Genomic DNA, 15,655 nt, shown 5'->3' on the forward strand with positions numbered 1-15,655 from the left:
AGATGAAAAAGTATCGTGACTTAATCGACCAAACCTTTTACTTTCCAAATGAAGAATTTGATGTAAAGAACAATCAATTATCATTTAATGGCGTGGATCTCATGGAGATTATAAAGGAGCATGGCACACCGCTAAAACTCACTTACCTCCCAAAGATTACACAGAATATCCAAAATGCTAAAAAGATATTTGCGGAAGCCATTCAAAAAAAGAAATATAATGGCAGCTATACTTACTGCTATTGTACCAAGTCCAATCATTTTTCTTTTGTGATGGAGGAAGCTCTGAAAAATGATATTCATATTGAAACCTCCTCTGCCTACGATATTTCTATTGTTGAGACTTTGTTTGAACGAGGGCTGATTACTAAAGACACCTATATCATTTGTAATGGGTACAAACGTCCACTTTATTTGCAGAAGATTGCCGAGCTGCTCAATGCAGGGTTCAAAAACTGTCTGCCTATTTTGGATAATTTGATGGAACTGGACTATTACGATGAGCATGTAGAAAATCCTTTCAAGATGGGTATGAGGTTGGCAGCAGATGAAGAGCCTAACTTCGAGTTCTACACTTCACGTTTAGGCATCAGATATGGCGATGTTATTGATTACTATCAAAACAGAATCAAGGATAAGTCGAAAGGGCAATTAAAAATGCTCCATTACTTTATCAATACTGGCATAAAGGATACTGCGTACTATTGGAGTGAATTGAGCCGTTTTGTCTATAAATATGCCGAACTAAAAAAGGTTTGCCCCGAACTTGAGGCAGTAGATATTGGTGGAGGCTTCCCAGTGAAAAATTCACTACACTTTGAATATGATTACAAGTACATGGCAGAGCAAATCATTGAAAATATTCAATGGATCTGCAAGAAAAACCATGTGGATGAACCCAATATATTTACTGAATTTGGAAGCTATACTGTCGCGGAAAGTGGGGCTACTATCTATTCTGTATTGGATCAAAAGCTACAAAACGATAAAGAACTATGGTATATGATGGATGGTTCGTTTATCACACATATTCCTGATGTATGGGGACTCAATGCAAAGTTTATCATGCTACCTATTAATCTTTGGGACAACCAATTTCATAGAGTTAACATTGGAGGGTTAACGTGCGATAGTATGGACTACTATGACTCCGAAGCTCACATTGGCGAGCTCTTTTTACCTGTTATTGACAAGGAACAAACGATGTACTTCGGTTTTTTTCATACCGGTGCATATCAGGAGTCCTTGGGAGGCTATGGTGGAATCCAACATTGTTTGATTCCTGCACCCAAACATTTATTAGTAGAGAAAGATGGCCATGGAAAAATAAAAACTCGTGTTTTTGCAGAAGAGCAATCGAGTGAACAAATGATGAAGATATTGGGTTATAAGTAAGTTATCATTTTCTACTTTTATTTCAATTTTGCTCAGAAGACTGTTCGATTTTTTCTCTTTTTCTCATAGTTTCGTAAAAAATAAACTTTAGCGCTTGAATAATAGTCTTGTTATCATTCCTACTTTCAATGAAAAAGAAAACATTGAAGACATCATAAGAGCCGTTTTCAATTTGAAAGCCGGCTTCGATATTTTGGTGGTAGATGATAACTCTCCAGATGGCACTGCGGCTATTGTGAAAAAAATTCAACCTGAATTTGAAACTTTACATCTTCTAGAAAGAGAAGGGAAGTCAGGGTTGGGTACTGCATATATCGCCGGATTTCATTATGCATTAGACAAGGGATATGATTACATCTTTGAAATGGATGCCGATTTTTCACATAACCCTAAAGACTTACTCCAATTACGAAAGACTTGCGAAAATGGCGAAGATTTAGCGATTGGTTCTAGATACATTTCGGGTGTCAATGTAGTCAACTGGCCCATGGATAGGGTGCTGATGTCTTACTGTGCCAGCTTATATGTTCAATTCATTACGGGTATTCCTATCAAAGACACTACGGCGGGTTTCAAATGCTATACTCGTAATGTATTAGAAACTATTGGGCCAGACAATGTACACTTTGTAGGTTACGCTTTTCAGATTGAAATGAAATTTTTGGCTTGGAAATATGGCTTCAAAATCAAAGAAGTACCCATCGTATTTACTGATCGAACAAAAGGGCAGTCAAAGATGTCTCGAGGAATCTTTAAAGAGGCCGTCATTGGAGTCATTCAAATGAAAATTAAAAGTCTGTTCAAGAGTTACATTCCCTCTTAATCCAGATCAATTTTTTTTATTTACTCATTGCCATAAATGATTCTTAATGCTGCACCCCAGTGCATAATTTTACGTTCTTAGTACTATAGAATAACCATAATTACCATAGATATGAAAGAGAATAAAGAAATAATTGAAAAATTGAATAACCTGCTAGCAGACTTTCAAATTTATTACCAAAATCTAAGAGGCTTCCACTGGAATATTCAAGGAAAAGAGTTTTTCGAATTACATGTAAAATTTGAAGAACTCTATACAGATGCCGCTATGAAAGTAGATGAAATTGCCGAACGTATATTGACAGTGGGAGGAACTCCTCTTCACAGCTTTGAAGATTATTTAGCAACGGCGCAGATTAAGCCAGTAAAAAATATTCATAATGGCGAAACATCAGTGAAAACCGTTGTAGCCAATCTTGAACAAATTGTGAAACAAGAGAAAGAATTGAAAGAAATAGCTGGAGAGGCTAGTGATAGTGGTACTGAAGATCAGATGTCTGCCTTGATTGAAGAGCAAGAGAAAACGCTTTGGATGTACAAAGCTTGGTTGAAGTAAATAGTTAAAAAGGGATCAACGAGTATTGATCCCTTTTTTGCTTGTCATTCATCCCTTAACACTTTCGAAGGATTGGTATTTGCAGCTTGCCAAGTCTGAGATCCAACAACTATTAAACCTAGCACCGCTACGATCACCACTCCAAATAAGATCACTCCTGCTCCAATTTCCACTCTGAAAGCAATAAAATTCATCCAAGAGTTATTAACAAACCAAGTCAAAGGCACACTAATCAGTATAGCCAACAATAGCAATTTGACAAACCCTTTTGAAAGGATGAAGATCAGGGCTTGATTGCTGGCTCCTAGCACTTTGCGTATAGAAACCTCTTTGAGCCTACTTTGTGTACTAAACACAACCATGCCCATTAGCCCTAAACACGCTATTATGATGGCAAGTAATGAAATGAATGATACGATCTTAGTTACATCTCCAAACATAATGTTGGCAAAAAAAGCAATCTCATCACTCATGAGTTTATACTCAATTTTATGATTTGGATTCACTTTTGTCCAGGCTTTCTCAATAGTTCCAAGAGCTTGCTCATAGTTGGAAGAATTAACCCTCACCTGTACAATTCCAAAGTCATCCGGTTGATAAATTAATGCCATAGGCTTGATAGAAGATAGAAAAGTCTCGTGATTATAATTTTTGATCACACCTATCACCTCATAATTCACAGAATCTTCTAGCACCACTAGCTGTCCAATAGCATCCAATGGATGAGCATATCCAAAACTATTGGATGCCTCTTCATTGATGACCAGTTTTTTTTCATTAATATCTTTGGTGAAACTAGAGCCAGCAATCAAAGTGAGCCCCATATTTTCTACATAATCCTCATCTACTTGAAAATATTGTAATTCTTTTTCGACTTGGTCGATAAGTACATCGATAGATGAACTTGTACCAGAAGCTGGCACAAATCCTGCTGCTGACACACTTTGTATTTCTGGATAAGTCAACAATTCATTCTTCAACTGAACCGCGTCGGTATTGTTCAATCGGACGACTACAATATTCTCTGCTTCAAAACCATAGTCGGAATCGACCATGAAATTCATCTGATCATATATTAGTTTAACGGTAATCACCAAAAAGAGAGATAAGCCAAACTGCGCTACAATCAACGCATTTCTTAAACCAAGCTTAGAAAACACTTTGACACCAGAGAGGTTCTTTAGGGCTTGCAAGGCCTTCACAGACGAGTGAAAAGAAGCAGGAATAATTCCAGCCAAGAAGCCAACGGCTATTGAAAACATTAGGCAGATCAAATAAACTTCAAGCGATTGACTCAAATTCCAGTCCAGTAATTGACTAAAATTCAATTCCAAAAATATAGGTTCCATGATCTCAACAATACCGATTGAAAAGGCAAATGCCAGTAAAGAGATAATCACAGATTCAGTCAAAAATTGCATTAAAATTTGAAATCTAACCGCTCCAAATACTTTTCTTATACCTACTTCTTTGGCTCGATTTAAAGAACGAGCTATGGACAGGTTAGTGTAATTGAAACACGCTGAAATAATTATAACTATGGCCATTCCAGCCAAGAAATAGACAAATATCATAGGTATTCCAGGCCCAATTTGGTTACCCACCAATGGGCCTGGACTAATTGATCTGATGTTCTGCAAATAGAACTCTGCATCCATGTCCTCCATGTCACCATATTGTTCTTCACTGATTTTGGCCAGATTTTTTTCAACTGATTCAGGCAAAGTGTTTTCTTCTAATTTGACGTAAGTCCAAGTCCACGATCTATTTCTCCAAGAAGTCAAACTTTCAGACAGTATTTCTTTCTTGATCAATGACTCGAGCGTAGACATAGAGGCCAATCCGTCAAATTTGATATGTGATTTACCCTCGCTCCTTTGAAGCACGCCAGTTACTTTATAGCTGCCCAATTCGCCTACAACTATAGTTTCGCCTATGGGGTTTTCTTTATTAAACAGTTTCTCTGCCGTTTCTTTAGAAAGAACCACAGAATAAGGATCCAAAAGAGCTGTCTCTGGATTGCCATACAAAAACTCATATTGGAACATATTAAAAAAGGAAGGATCGGCGAAGAAACCAGATATAGGGATATTGACATCTTGCATCAGCTTCACCCATCCATTTCCAAATCCACGAGTTAATCTGGTATAGTCTGAAACCCCAGTATATTTTGTAGTCAACTCTTCGGCTATGTCAAAAGGACCTGTGGCCATTCCCTCTATAATAGCATCCATATCACTTCGGGTGTGATTGACTCTATAAATTTGGTCGGCGTCAGTATTGAATCGATCATAACTAAACTGATCAGCCAAAAGCATGATGATGATTAAACAAATAGACAGACTGAATGAAAGTCCAAAAACGTTGATGAACGAAAATAATTTATGCTTTCGAATGTTTCTGATTGAGATTTTGAAGTAGTTGTAGAACATAATGATCTTTTTGAGTTTGACCATTGGACTACATCAATTGAGAAATGGTTACAACTATTACCTGTTTAACTTGCTAAGTTCTTTGATGAGCTGTTTAGCCGTTTTATATCCAACAATAGTTTCACTGCTTTTTTGGTTTGCTGGTATGTATATCATGGTTGGGAGCCCATCTATACCAAAATGCTTAGCCAATTGCTTGCCGGTGTATTGCTCCCCTTGAAATTCTATAAGAGCTGGACTATCAAAATCAATTTTGACAGCGTAATATTCGTCATTCAACAAATCAATAACTGCCTCATCCGAAAAGGTGGTTTTGTCCATTTTTTTACACCACCCGCACCACTTGGCAGTAAACTCGATGAAAATGGGTCTTGGGTTGTTTTTAGAAAAAGATTGAGCAGTCTCCAAATTATTCCATTTAATAGAATCAAAATCATTGACACTCGAGTGAGTAAAAAATGGTATAAAAATTAGTAGAAAAAGCAGTAATTTTCTCAATTCCATGACGCAATTGGGTGTTTATGTATAGTGAAACTCCAATTACCAAAAATAGGTTCATTACATGTATTAGTACAAATAATTGTGATTTGGAATTTTTATTTACTTCTATGCGTATTAATTTAACCTTCCAATAAGAGAAAAAGATGTACATCAACCTATCAGGATTAAACATTTTAGTAACAGGTGCCAGCAAAGGGATTGGAAAATCCATTGCATCCAAATTGGCTGAGGCAGGGGCTACTGTGGCTGTTCATTACAACAAAAACATGAGAGAAGCTGAAAACTTAGCACATGTGTTGGGCAATGAATCACGAGCATTTCAAGCTGACCTTTCTAAAAAAGACGAAGCCGCCAATTTATTTGACCGAGTCGTACTTGAAATGGGCAGTATCGAAATATTAGTCAACAATGCAGGCGTGGCCAAAGCAGCAGATATTGATGGAAAAGAGAGTGATTGGATGAAATCATGGAATGAAACCATTCAAGTCAACCTTACATCTGCCGGCATTTTATGTAAGAAGACTATAGAACATTTTCTCAAAAGAAATAGTGCCGGAAGAATTATCAATATTACTTCGAGAGCAGCCTATAGAGGCGATACCGCAGAATACATGGCCTATGCTGCTTCAAAAGCAGGACTAGTGTCTTTGACTCAAACAATTGCCAGAGCCTATGGCAAAGATGGAATCAAAGCATTTAACATAGCACCTGGATTTGTCAGAACAGACATGGCTAAAGAAGCAATGGAAAAATATGGGACAGAACATGCTACCGGAGACATTTCGCTCGAACGATTGACGGAACCCAAAGACATCGCTCCAATGGTCACTTTTCTAGCCAGTGGAATGGCAGATCATGCAACGGGAAGCACCATAGACATGAATGCCGCCAGCTATGTACATTAATCTGGACCAATAACTACAAAAAGAAATAGAATAAACAGGAACATAAATACATAAAAAAGTAAATCTGTTCTAAAATAATTCTTGTATTTCGAATAAAATTCTTTCAGCTTTTTCATTGCATACAATTTCGGCTAGTCAAGTCAAATAACTCAATTTTCTGCAAAAATAATATGTATTTATCCAATACCCATTATATGGGTCTTTCTTACCTTTGTACAAATTCATTGAATACTAAAGATTAAACAATATGCCCAAAGGAATATACGCAGTACCGGTTCCTGAAAACGAACCAGTACAATCATACGCCCCAGGAAGTCCAGAAAAAGCTGCGCTCAAAGCTGAATTGAAAGCAATGAAGAGCAAAGAAATAGATGTACCTATGTACATCGGAAGTGAGTTGGTCACTACTGACAAGAAAATGAGGATGGCTCCTCCTCACGATCATAAGCATACGTTAGGCCATTTCAACTATGGAGATGCTTCGCATGTAGAACAAGCTATTAATGCAGCTTTAGGTGCAAAAAAAGCATGGGCAGAAATGTCTTGGGAACATAGAGCAAGTATCTTCTTAAAAGCAGCGGAACTAGTAGCAGGCCCATACCGAGCAAAAATTAATGCTTCGACTATGCTGGCACAATCTAAAAGTTGCTTCCAAGCGGAAATCGATGCCGCATGTGAGTACATAGACTTTTTGAAATTCAATGTAGATTTTATGACTCAGATTTATACTGAGCAACCAGAATCTGCTCCAGGTATGTGGAATCGTTTGGAACATCGTCCTTTAGAAGGCTTCATTTTTGCTTTGACGCCATTCAACTTCACATCAATAGCCGGTAATCTTTGTGCTGCCCCAGCCATGATGGGAAACACAGTAGTATGGAAGCCTGCCGAAAGTCAGGTCTATTCAGCTCAAATCCTAATGGAAGTATTTAGGGAAGCTGGAGTTCCTGATGGCGTTATTAACTTAATATACGTGGATGGTCCTACAGCTGGAGAAGTTATCTTCAAACACAAAGATTTTGGTGGCTTACACTTTACAGGTAGTACAGGCGTTTTCCAGCACCTTTGGAAAACAATTGGTGAAAACATAAGTACCTACAAATCTTACCCAAGAATTGTAGGAGAAACTGGTGGTAAAGATTTCATTATTGCACATAAATCAGCTGATGCCAAGGCCTTGTCTACAGGAATAATCAGAGGTGCTTTTGAATTTCAAGGACAAAAATGTAGTGCTGCATCAAGAGCCTACATTCCAGACAATCTATGGGAAGAAGTGAAAGGCTACCTTATTGAAGATCAAAAATCAATCAAAATGGGTACTCCTGAAGATTTCACTAATTTCTTCAACGCAGTTATTGATGAGAAATCTTTTGATAAAATTTCTAAATACATCGATGCAGCAAAAGAGAGTAACATGGCGGAAGTTATTGCTGGAGGTAGTTACGATAAATCAGAGGGGTATTTCATCCAACCGACTATTATTGTAACTAAAGATCCAATGTTCACTACGATGTGCGAAGAGATTTTTGGGCCTGTTATCACAATTTATGTTTATCAGTCAGAAAGATTCGAAGAAGCTCTAGAACTAGTTGATAGTACTTCACCATATGCTCTTACTGGAGCTGTGTTCTCACAAGATAGATACGCAATAGAATTAGCTACTAAAAAGTTAGTGAATGCAGCAGGTAACTTCTATATCAATGACAAACCTACTGGAGCCGTAGTTGGTCAGCAACCTTTTGGTGGGGCTAGAGCCTCTGGAACTAATGACAAGGCAGGTTCTATGATTAATCTATTGAGATGGGTGTCGCCTAGAACAATCAAGGAGACTTTCAATCCTCCAAAAGATTACAGATATCCTTTTATGGAAGAGAAATAAAATCAGTTGATATAACATCAAGACCGTGCATGATGTACGGTCTTTTTTTATGCCTTATTTTCTAAATATTTTACAAGTTTAGCTACCGCTCGGCCTCGATGTGAAATGGAATTTTTTACTTCTGCAGACATTTCAGCAAATGTTTGCTCATGCCCATCGGGTATAAAAATTGGATCGTATCCAAACCCACCTTCTCCTCTAAATTCTTCTATTATTCTTCCATTGATGATTCCTTCAAACTGGTGAGAGTCACCATTCAGAATTAAGGTAATCACAGTTCTGAATCTGGCAGACCTATTAGAATGAGTTTCGAGATTTTTTAAAAGTAAATTGATATTGGCCTGATTATCTCTTTCACCACCAGCATATCTGGCAGAATACACTCCAGGTTCCCCATTGAGTACTTCAACTTCGAGACCCGTATCATCAGCAAAACAAGGTATATTGTACTTTTCGGCAACAAAATCTGCTTTTATCTTAGAGTTTTCATCTAGTGTAGATCCTGTTTCTGGAATTTCTTCTGTGCATCCAATATCATTAAGCCCAACAATTTCGAAATCCCTAAGAATTTGATTTATCTCTTTGAGCTTGTTTTCATTGTGCGTGGCAAAACAAATTTTCAAAACGAATTAGGGATGAATGTTGACCAAATCAAACTCAAAAAGAATTGGTGTGTTGGCAGGAATCCCACTATCTGTGCCAGGGTTAGAACCTACCGTGCCATATGCAACGGCAGATGGGATCATTATCAGCGCCTTAGAATTCAATTCCATTTCTAACATGGCTTCCTTCAATCCGGTTCTAAATCCAGAAATGTAGTTGAAACTAATTCCACCCCCATTTTCAAGATGGTTGAATGCAATAGGAATATAAAGTCTACTAGTTGTAAACAATGGATTGTCTATGGATCCATCCGAATCATTGAGCGAGTCAAGCAATGACTCATATGATTTGCTGGATTCAGCTAATAAATCATCAAATACAATACCGATAGCCACATAATTGAGGCTGTCAGATTCTTTCGCATTAGCCGAGCTTGAAGTGTCAAAAATAGAATTATCTAAATACTTCCCAGTATAGTTCACTGAAACAATCTCGTTGAACTCTGGTGTACGAATACTCACAGTTGGAGCCCAGACAATACGTCGAACACCATTTTCACCTATCTCAACTTGGCCTGCATCTATTCCATTGCTGGAATCTTCAATGTAGGCATCTATCAATGCATTATCTATATCAGCCTGAGCTATAGAATCAAGCCTAATTTGCTCTTGTTCTGCTTCACTATCTCCAGCAGGATCCACACAACTCGCAAAAACTACAACTCCTATTAAGAATACTCCTAAAACTACACTTCTCTTCATTACTTCTAGTCTATAGCGATTATATTAATGTCAAATTTTAAATCTTCCTTAGGTGAAATGCTCCCAGCACCACTCTCTCCATAACCCAATTCCCAAGGAATGTATAGAGTGCCAGAGCCTCCTTTTTTAAATAACGCGATTCCTTCTTCCCAACCTGCTATCACCTCACCTCGGCCTAGTTCAAATGAAAATGCAGCTCCTCCAAAAGAAGTATCAAACTTAGTATCATTCAAATGATAGCCCGTATAATGTACGGTAACAGTATTTCCAGGTATGGGAAAATCCCCTTCACCAATTGTATTTACTGTATATATAAGACCAGAATCGGTTTGTTCAAATTCTGTGATTTCATTTCTCTCTAGGTATTGTTCGATTGTCAAACCAGAATCATCTAGATCGTTTTCACCACAATTAATTAATATAGAGCAAACCAAAAGGATAAATATATGTCTCAAAATACCCATTATTTATTGAAATGAAATTAGCGTAATATTGAACATAATAATTTGATTGGGTGCAAATACACCAGCAATTCCAGTTTCTCCATATGCCAATTCACTCGGTATTAAAAAATCACCCGTCTCTCCTTCTCTTAGTAAATAGACACTTTCGCTAAATCCTTTAATAATACTTGAAGAACCCAATTCAAATGTTAAACTGGTCTTATTTATTGAAGTATCAAATACTTCATTATTCAAATAATATCCTGTGTAATCCACGGTTACAGTATTTCCATCAACTGGCTTATCTGAGTCTGAAACAACATCTGTTATTCTATAGTGTATACCACTTTCGGTGGTTGAATAGTTCTCCCAATCATTAGAATTGATATAATCTTCAATAGTATAGCCAACAATTCCCCGAACTACACTCTTTACTGAAATTTCGAAAATCATATCATCTGTACCATAGGCTAACTTCGCAGGTATGAAAAGCATACCACTGCCCCCATCATTAAAAAGAGCAATACCTTCATCCCAGCCTGGTATCACTTGGCCAATACCTAGGACAAATTCAAATGGATCACTTCCTACAGAAGTATCAAAAACTTCATCATTTGTAAAATAGCCCGTGTATTCTACCTGAAGAGTATCACCAATTTCTGGCGACAAACCGTCACCAGATTCATCTATTGTATAGATCAGTCCAGAATCAGTGGTTTTATAACTAGTTATATTGTTCTCTTTGAGATAGGATGATATTGTAGAAGTTTCATTTTCGTCATCCTTACAGGACACCAAAAACATAAACATAACTAATAAAAATAAAATTCCTTTCTTCATCTTTCCCTCTTTAATGCACCAGTTAGTTGGAATACCAGTTTGATATTCAAAAAAATTTAGCATACAATAGGTAAATAAATTCATCTATTGCATACTAAAACAATATTTACATTTTATTGAAAGTCAACCAATTCTACATCAAACTTTAGAATTGAGTTTGCTGGAATTTTACCAGTTGCTCTTTCCCCATAAGCTAATGTACTTGGAATATAAAGCGTTGCCTTGGCTCCTTTGTTTAGTAACGCAATGCCTTCGTCCCATCCCATGATCACTCTTCCTTGTCCTAAAACAAAACCAAATGGCTGACCCCTATCATATGAAGAATCAAATTTCGTTCCATCTAATAATGTTCCATTGTAGTGTACGGAAACTTGGTTGCCTGAAGTTGCATTCTCGCCTTCTCCTTCTTGAGTGATCACATATCTAATCCCAGATTCTGTAGTCTGAGCTGTGATATTATTCTCAGCTAAATAAGCGTCGATAACTTCGCCGTCCTTTTTGATTACTTCAGCGGCATCAGCAAGCATTTTTTCTTGAGCGGCCGCTCTTTCTTTTATTGCTTCTTGTTGAGCTTTCTCATACTCTTCTTTTTGAAAGGCCTGAAATTCATCAAGAGTCATCATAGATACTATTTTGGCATAGAATGTCACATTGCTAGAAGAATCTAAACTATCTGGAATTCCAGTTTTGAATGTTGTTTCATACAAGTCTTTAGTAGATACTTCAAAAATCGCACTGTCTCCCACATTCATTATTTCTAATGCTTCGTACATAGTCCCGCTAGACGACCATACTTCTTTATTGTATTGTATTGGAACAGGAGATCCGGCTTTAGCTGAACTCCACTGCTCATTACCATTACTGTTTAGGTATTTCATGTTAAGTCTTAGGATTGTACTATCCTTAAGTACTGTTCCATCGCCTTTTTCAACGATTTTTACTTTAATACCTGATTCAGTTACTCTTTCATCGCTACAAGCGATAGATAAGATCGAAATAGCCAAAATGGCTAAAAGTGCATTATACTTCATAATTTAATTCCTTCGTCTGTTTTAATACTAGTTCTCTAAATAGTTTGATGGTGTCTTCCAAACTATCGTCAGTAGCACCACCGGCAGCATTTTTATGTCCTCCACCATTGAAATATTTTCTGGACAATTCATTCACTGGTATATCGCCAAATGATCTGAATGAAATTTTTACTTTATCAGGATCTTCAATGAAAATCGCTGAAACATTTATTCCTTCTATACCAAGGCCATAATTCACTAATCCTTCAGTATCTCCAGTTTGGTATTTGAATCTCTTTTTGTCTTCTAAAGTCAAATAGAAGTAAGCTACATTGGTGCCTTCTATGATTTCTAACCTTTCGTTGAGCGCAAAACCTAACAGCCTCATTCTATCAAGAGAATTGCTGTCATATATTTTATGACTCACTTTGGATACATCCGCTCCTAGCTCCATGAGATTTGCCACTATGTTGTGCACGTGTGGTGTAGTAGAAGGATGTTTGAAATTACCCGTATCTGTCAACAATCCAGCATACAATGCTTCCGCCATCCCTTTAGTTAACTTTTCTGAATCCCCTAGCATTTCTATAAGATCATACACAAGCTCAGCTGTAGCAGCTGCCTCTGTACTCCACAATACATATTTAGCAAAAGTCTCAGGGTTTAAATGATGATCAATCAACACTTTTTCAGCATCGGATTCGGCCACCATTTTGCCTAACTCTCCTATTCTGTTCAAACTTGAAAAATCTAAACAAAATATAAGGTCAGCATTCTCCACCAAGTACTTCGACTTTTCTTCGTTCCCTTCAAAAATCAAGACATCATCGTTTCCTTCCATCCAATTGAGAAACTTAGGATAATCAGTAGGAGTGATCACACAAACCTGATGGCCCTGTTTCAATAAATATCCGGCAAGTCCCAAAGAAGAACCCAATGCATCAGCATCCGGCTTGATATGGGTGGTAATTACTATCCGCTTAGGAAGCTCCAGTAACTCTTTAAATGCTGCTAAGTTTTGCATCGATGATGTAAAAAGAAGATGCAAAAGTGGTGAAATTTATTCGAAATGCAAAAGCGATGGAAAACTACAGATTAGTATAAGTTCGGAATTCTTTTGATCGTCAGAAATTAGCCCTAATTTTGCGGGATTTTTAGAACAAATAAGACTTAAAATTTAATGGCTACTAACAAAACATTCACCATGATCAAGCCAGACGCGTTCAGCGCTGGCAATGCAGGAGCGATCACCAAAATGATAGAAGAAGCAGGATTCTCAATCAAAGCAATGAAGTTGACTAAGTTAACTGCTGAGACTGCTGGAAAATTTTATGCTGTACACAGCGAAAGACCATTCTACAATGATCTTTGTGCTTACATGTCCTCTGGAGCAATCATCGCCATGGTTTTAGAGAAAGACAATGCGGTAGAAGATTTCAGAAAATTGATTGGTGCTACCAACCCAGCTGAGGCGGCAGAAGGTACTATCCGAAAAATATTCGCAAAATCAATCGAAGCAAACGCTGTTCATGGATCTGATTCAGATGAAAATGCAGCAATTGAAGGTGCTTTCTTCTTCTCTGAGTTGGAGAAAATATAATTGAACTTCTCCATATATAAGAATACTAAATCCTGCTTTTGGCAGGATTTTTTTATTTCTTGAAAAACTTACTGCGAATCCACCGAGGAAGGAATATTGCTCCAAGCAACAAATAAGGATAATAAGACATCAATCGCCAAAATATACTTGACACGAAAGTGTAACTTCCTAAATATTCGTTGAAGAATTGATTAAAGAAAAACTCTGCGGTGCCCGAACTACCAGGAGTTGGAGAGATCAGCATCACAATCCACATGATAATTTGGCGACTAAAAATAACCATATGCTCTGATATTGTAATTTCTGTATAGGCTGACACCAAACTGTTCAGCATGAGATATCGTGCACACCAAATAAATACTGTAGCCAAGGTAATTTTGACCCAATACCGAGCCATTTTACCTTTGATTTCGCTAGACGCTATGATAATTTCATCTCCATATTGATTGGCCTTTACTTTCCATCTCAACAACCATTTCATGGAAGTCATCTTTAGCAAAAACCATTTAAACGCTCGTGGCTTAACGAACAACCCATAAGACATGACCAATGTATATATAGCGATTAGGCCATAGCTCAGAAAGAAAAAGAATTGCAAGCTCCCCCCAATTTGTAAATCAAAAGTTTCTACAGACGGAAAAATAATGCCGTTGGTGAGTAGCATCACGATCGGAGCAGCAACTACAAAAAATAAATTATCCAAAATGGCTGTGAGCATGACATAAGCCAATGATTTTCCGAAATTAATCCCTTCATAAGTCAGGATAAACACAGCTACTGCCGTACCACCAACAACCGACGGAGTGACCGCTGAAGCAAATTCCCACAGAATAATGACTACGATACTTCTCTTCCAACTCAATTCTTGATTAGTCAGTGTGCGGATACGATAAGCATATCCGGCATCGCGAGCTAACAGAACCAAAAAGGCTACAAAGACAGAGGACCACTTAGCATCAAAAATCAATTTGAGGTTGTCAGACGTGATATTATCATCAAAATAAAATAGTAGAAATACGATTCCCAGACCGAATAGAATCGGCACCCAAACATTGTTAGGATTTAAAACTTTGAAGGCACTCTTCTTACTAATCTCCATCAATCGGCCGTTACGGTCTCCGTTTTTTCAATCCAAAAATTATTAAAACCTTCGCCAATCGTAATTTGAATTTGTTGCATCTGAAGCAATTCCAAAATGGCTAGAAAATTGAAAATAACAGCTATTTTCTCTGGCCTTTCAGCCATTACTTCGGTGAAAGCTAAACGAGGAACCTTGTTCAAAGAAACTAGAATATGATCCTTTTGACCAGAAATGGTGTATGGATACTGAACAACTTTATGCTCTACTTTGTTTTGTTCGCTTTCATAACGCTGAAGTACCTTTTTATAGACTTTGAGGATTTTAAACAAATCCAAATTTTGTAACTCTGCCTCAACATTACTGACTTCTGAAAGCGCTCGAATTTCTTTAGCCAGATTGCCTCTTTTCTCTCTATCCAGTCGATCAGACTCCAATTGAACAAGCTCTGCAATCACTGACTTGTATCGCTTGTATTCTAATAAATGTCGAACCAACTCCTCCCTTGGATCTATTTCGTTTCCTTCTTCGTCTAAAACTGGTCTTGGCAAAAGCATTTTAGACTTGATTCTCATAAGGGTGGAAGCCACCAATATAAACTCACTGGCTACTTCAACATTCATCTTTTCGAGATGCTTGATGTAATCTAGAAAATCATTAGTGATTTGGGATATTGGAATATCATAGATATCAAGCTCATCCCTTTGAATGAAAAAGAGTAACAGGTCGAATGGACCTTCGAATAGCGGTAGCTTGACTTCAAATTTCAATAGCAATACATTTAGTCAGTTTCAAAGGTATCACGATTACTTGATTTGAAAAAGTAAGTGC

General features: G+C 37.4%; 16 protein-coding genes. 6 read left to right on the forward strand and 10 right to left on the reverse strand.

From position 1 onward, the window contains the following. Nucleotides 1–2: 2 nt before the first annotated feature. The 3 genes from ABJH98_RS15210 to ABJH98_RS15220 all read left to right on the forward strand — a co-directional run bounded on the left by ABJH98_RS15210 (nt 3) and on the right by ABJH98_RS15220 (nt 2,772). The gene (locus ABJH98_RS15210) at nt 3–1,394 is read left to right on the forward strand and encodes an arginine decarboxylase (RefSeq protein ID WP_348308553.1); all 1,392 of its coding nucleotides are present in this window, start codon (nt 3–5) and stop codon (nt 1,392–1,394) included. 94 nt (nt 1,395–1,488) lie between these two features. Then, a complete protein-coding gene (locus ABJH98_RS15215; protein WP_348308554.1) occupies nt 1,489–2,217 on the forward strand; it encodes a polyprenol monophosphomannose synthase in 729 nt (242 codons plus the stop codon). 111 nt (nt 2,218–2,328) lie between these two features. Further along, entirely contained in the window at nt 2,329–2,772 is a 444-nt protein-coding gene (locus tag ABJH98_RS15220; RefSeq protein WP_348308555.1) for a Dps family protein, read from the forward strand. A gap of 44 nt (nt 2,773–2,816) precedes the next feature. Here ABJH98_RS15220 and ABJH98_RS15225 read toward each other — a convergent pair whose 3' ends face one another. After that, nucleotides 2,817–5,228 (reverse strand): ABC transporter permease, encoded by a 2,412-nt coding sequence (locus ABJH98_RS15225; protein WP_348308556.1) that lies wholly within the window; start codon nt 5,226–5,228, stop codon nt 2,817–2,819. 33 nt (nt 5,229–5,261) lie between these two features. After that, nucleotides 5,262–5,708, reverse strand: coding sequence for a thioredoxin fold domain-containing protein (locus ABJH98_RS15230; protein WP_348308557.1), 447 nt, complete (start codon nt 5,706–5,708; stop codon nt 5,262–5,264). A 140-nt stretch (nt 5,709–5,848) separates the two neighbouring features. Between ABJH98_RS15230 and ABJH98_RS15235 the strand changes: the two genes are divergently transcribed. Both ABJH98_RS15235 and pruA read left to right on the forward strand, forming a co-directional pair. Further along, the gene (locus tag ABJH98_RS15235) at nt 5,849–6,610 is read left to right on the forward strand and encodes an SDR family oxidoreductase (RefSeq protein ID WP_348308558.1); all 762 of its coding nucleotides are present in this window, start codon (nt 5,849–5,851) and stop codon (nt 6,608–6,610) included. Nucleotides 6,611–6,857: 247 nt separating this feature from the next. Then, a complete protein-coding gene (pruA, locus tag ABJH98_RS15240; RefSeq protein WP_348308559.1) occupies nt 6,858–8,489 on the forward strand; it encodes an L-glutamate gamma-semialdehyde dehydrogenase in 1,632 nt (543 codons plus the stop codon). Nucleotides 8,490–8,536: 47 nt separating this feature from the next. On the opposite strand, the gene ABJH98_RS15245 is transcribed toward pruA, so the two are convergent. The 6 genes from ABJH98_RS15245 to ABJH98_RS15270 all read right to left on the reverse strand — a co-directional run bounded on the left by ABJH98_RS15245 (nt 8,537) and on the right by ABJH98_RS15270 (nt 13,170). Continuing rightward, the gene (locus ABJH98_RS15245; protein WP_348308560.1) at nt 8,537–9,112 is read right to left on the reverse strand and encodes a non-canonical purine NTP diphosphatase; all 576 of its coding nucleotides are present in this window, start codon (nt 9,110–9,112) and stop codon (nt 8,537–8,539) included. A 6-nt stretch (nt 9,113–9,118) separates the two neighbouring features. Beyond that, nucleotides 9,119–9,853, reverse strand: coding sequence for an FKBP-type peptidyl-prolyl cis-trans isomerase (locus ABJH98_RS15250; protein WP_348308561.1), 735 nt, complete (start codon nt 9,851–9,853; stop codon nt 9,119–9,121). A 5-nt stretch (nt 9,854–9,858) separates the two neighbouring features. Beyond that, nucleotides 9,859–10,308 carry an FKBP-type peptidyl-prolyl cis-trans isomerase gene (locus ABJH98_RS15255; RefSeq protein ID WP_348308562.1) on the reverse strand — a complete coding sequence of 150 codons (450 nt, stop codon included), beginning with the start codon at nt 10,306–10,308 and terminating at the stop codon, nt 9,859–9,861. A 12-nt stretch (nt 10,309–10,320) separates the two neighbouring features. Then, entirely contained in the window at nt 10,321–11,136 is an 816-nt protein-coding gene (locus tag ABJH98_RS15260) for an FKBP-type peptidyl-prolyl cis-trans isomerase (RefSeq protein ID WP_348308563.1), read from the reverse strand. 113 nt (nt 11,137–11,249) lie between these two features. Beyond that, nucleotides 11,250–12,167: an FKBP-type peptidyl-prolyl cis-trans isomerase gene (locus ABJH98_RS15265; protein ID WP_348308564.1), complete on the reverse strand. Its 918-nt coding sequence runs from the start codon at nt 12,165–12,167 to the stop codon at nt 11,250–11,252. Further along, entirely contained in the window at nt 12,157–13,170 is a 1,014-nt protein-coding gene (locus ABJH98_RS15270) for a bifunctional oligoribonuclease/PAP phosphatase NrnA (protein WP_348308565.1), read from the reverse strand. The genes ABJH98_RS15265 and ABJH98_RS15270 overlap by 11 nt, the downstream gene beginning before the upstream one ends. 156 nt (nt 13,171–13,326) lie before the next feature. Here ABJH98_RS15270 and ABJH98_RS15275 point away from each other — a divergent pair, with 156 nt between their 5' ends. Then, entirely contained in the window at nt 13,327–13,746 is a 420-nt protein-coding gene (locus ABJH98_RS15275; protein ID WP_348308566.1) for a nucleoside-diphosphate kinase, read from the forward strand. Between the two features lie 52 nt (nt 13,747–13,798). On the opposite strand, the gene ABJH98_RS15280 is transcribed toward ABJH98_RS15275, so the two are convergent. Together ABJH98_RS15280 and ABJH98_RS15285 are read right to left on the reverse strand one after the other, a co-directional pair. Further along, a complete protein-coding gene (locus ABJH98_RS15280) occupies nt 13,799–14,845 on the reverse strand; it encodes a lysylphosphatidylglycerol synthase transmembrane domain-containing protein (protein ID WP_348308567.1) in 1,047 nt (348 codons plus the stop codon). Beyond that, nucleotides 14,845–15,594 (reverse strand): segregation/condensation protein A, encoded by a 750-nt coding sequence (locus tag ABJH98_RS15285; protein ID WP_348308568.1) that lies wholly within the window; start codon nt 15,592–15,594, stop codon nt 14,845–14,847. The genes ABJH98_RS15280 and ABJH98_RS15285 overlap by 1 nt, the downstream gene beginning before the upstream one ends. Nucleotides 15,595–15,655: the final 61 nt, after the last annotated feature.

The organism is Reichenbachiella sp., assembly GCF_039969095.1.
Taxonomy (GTDB): domain Bacteria; phylum Bacteroidota; class Bacteroidia; order Cytophagales; family Cyclobacteriaceae; genus Reichenbachiella.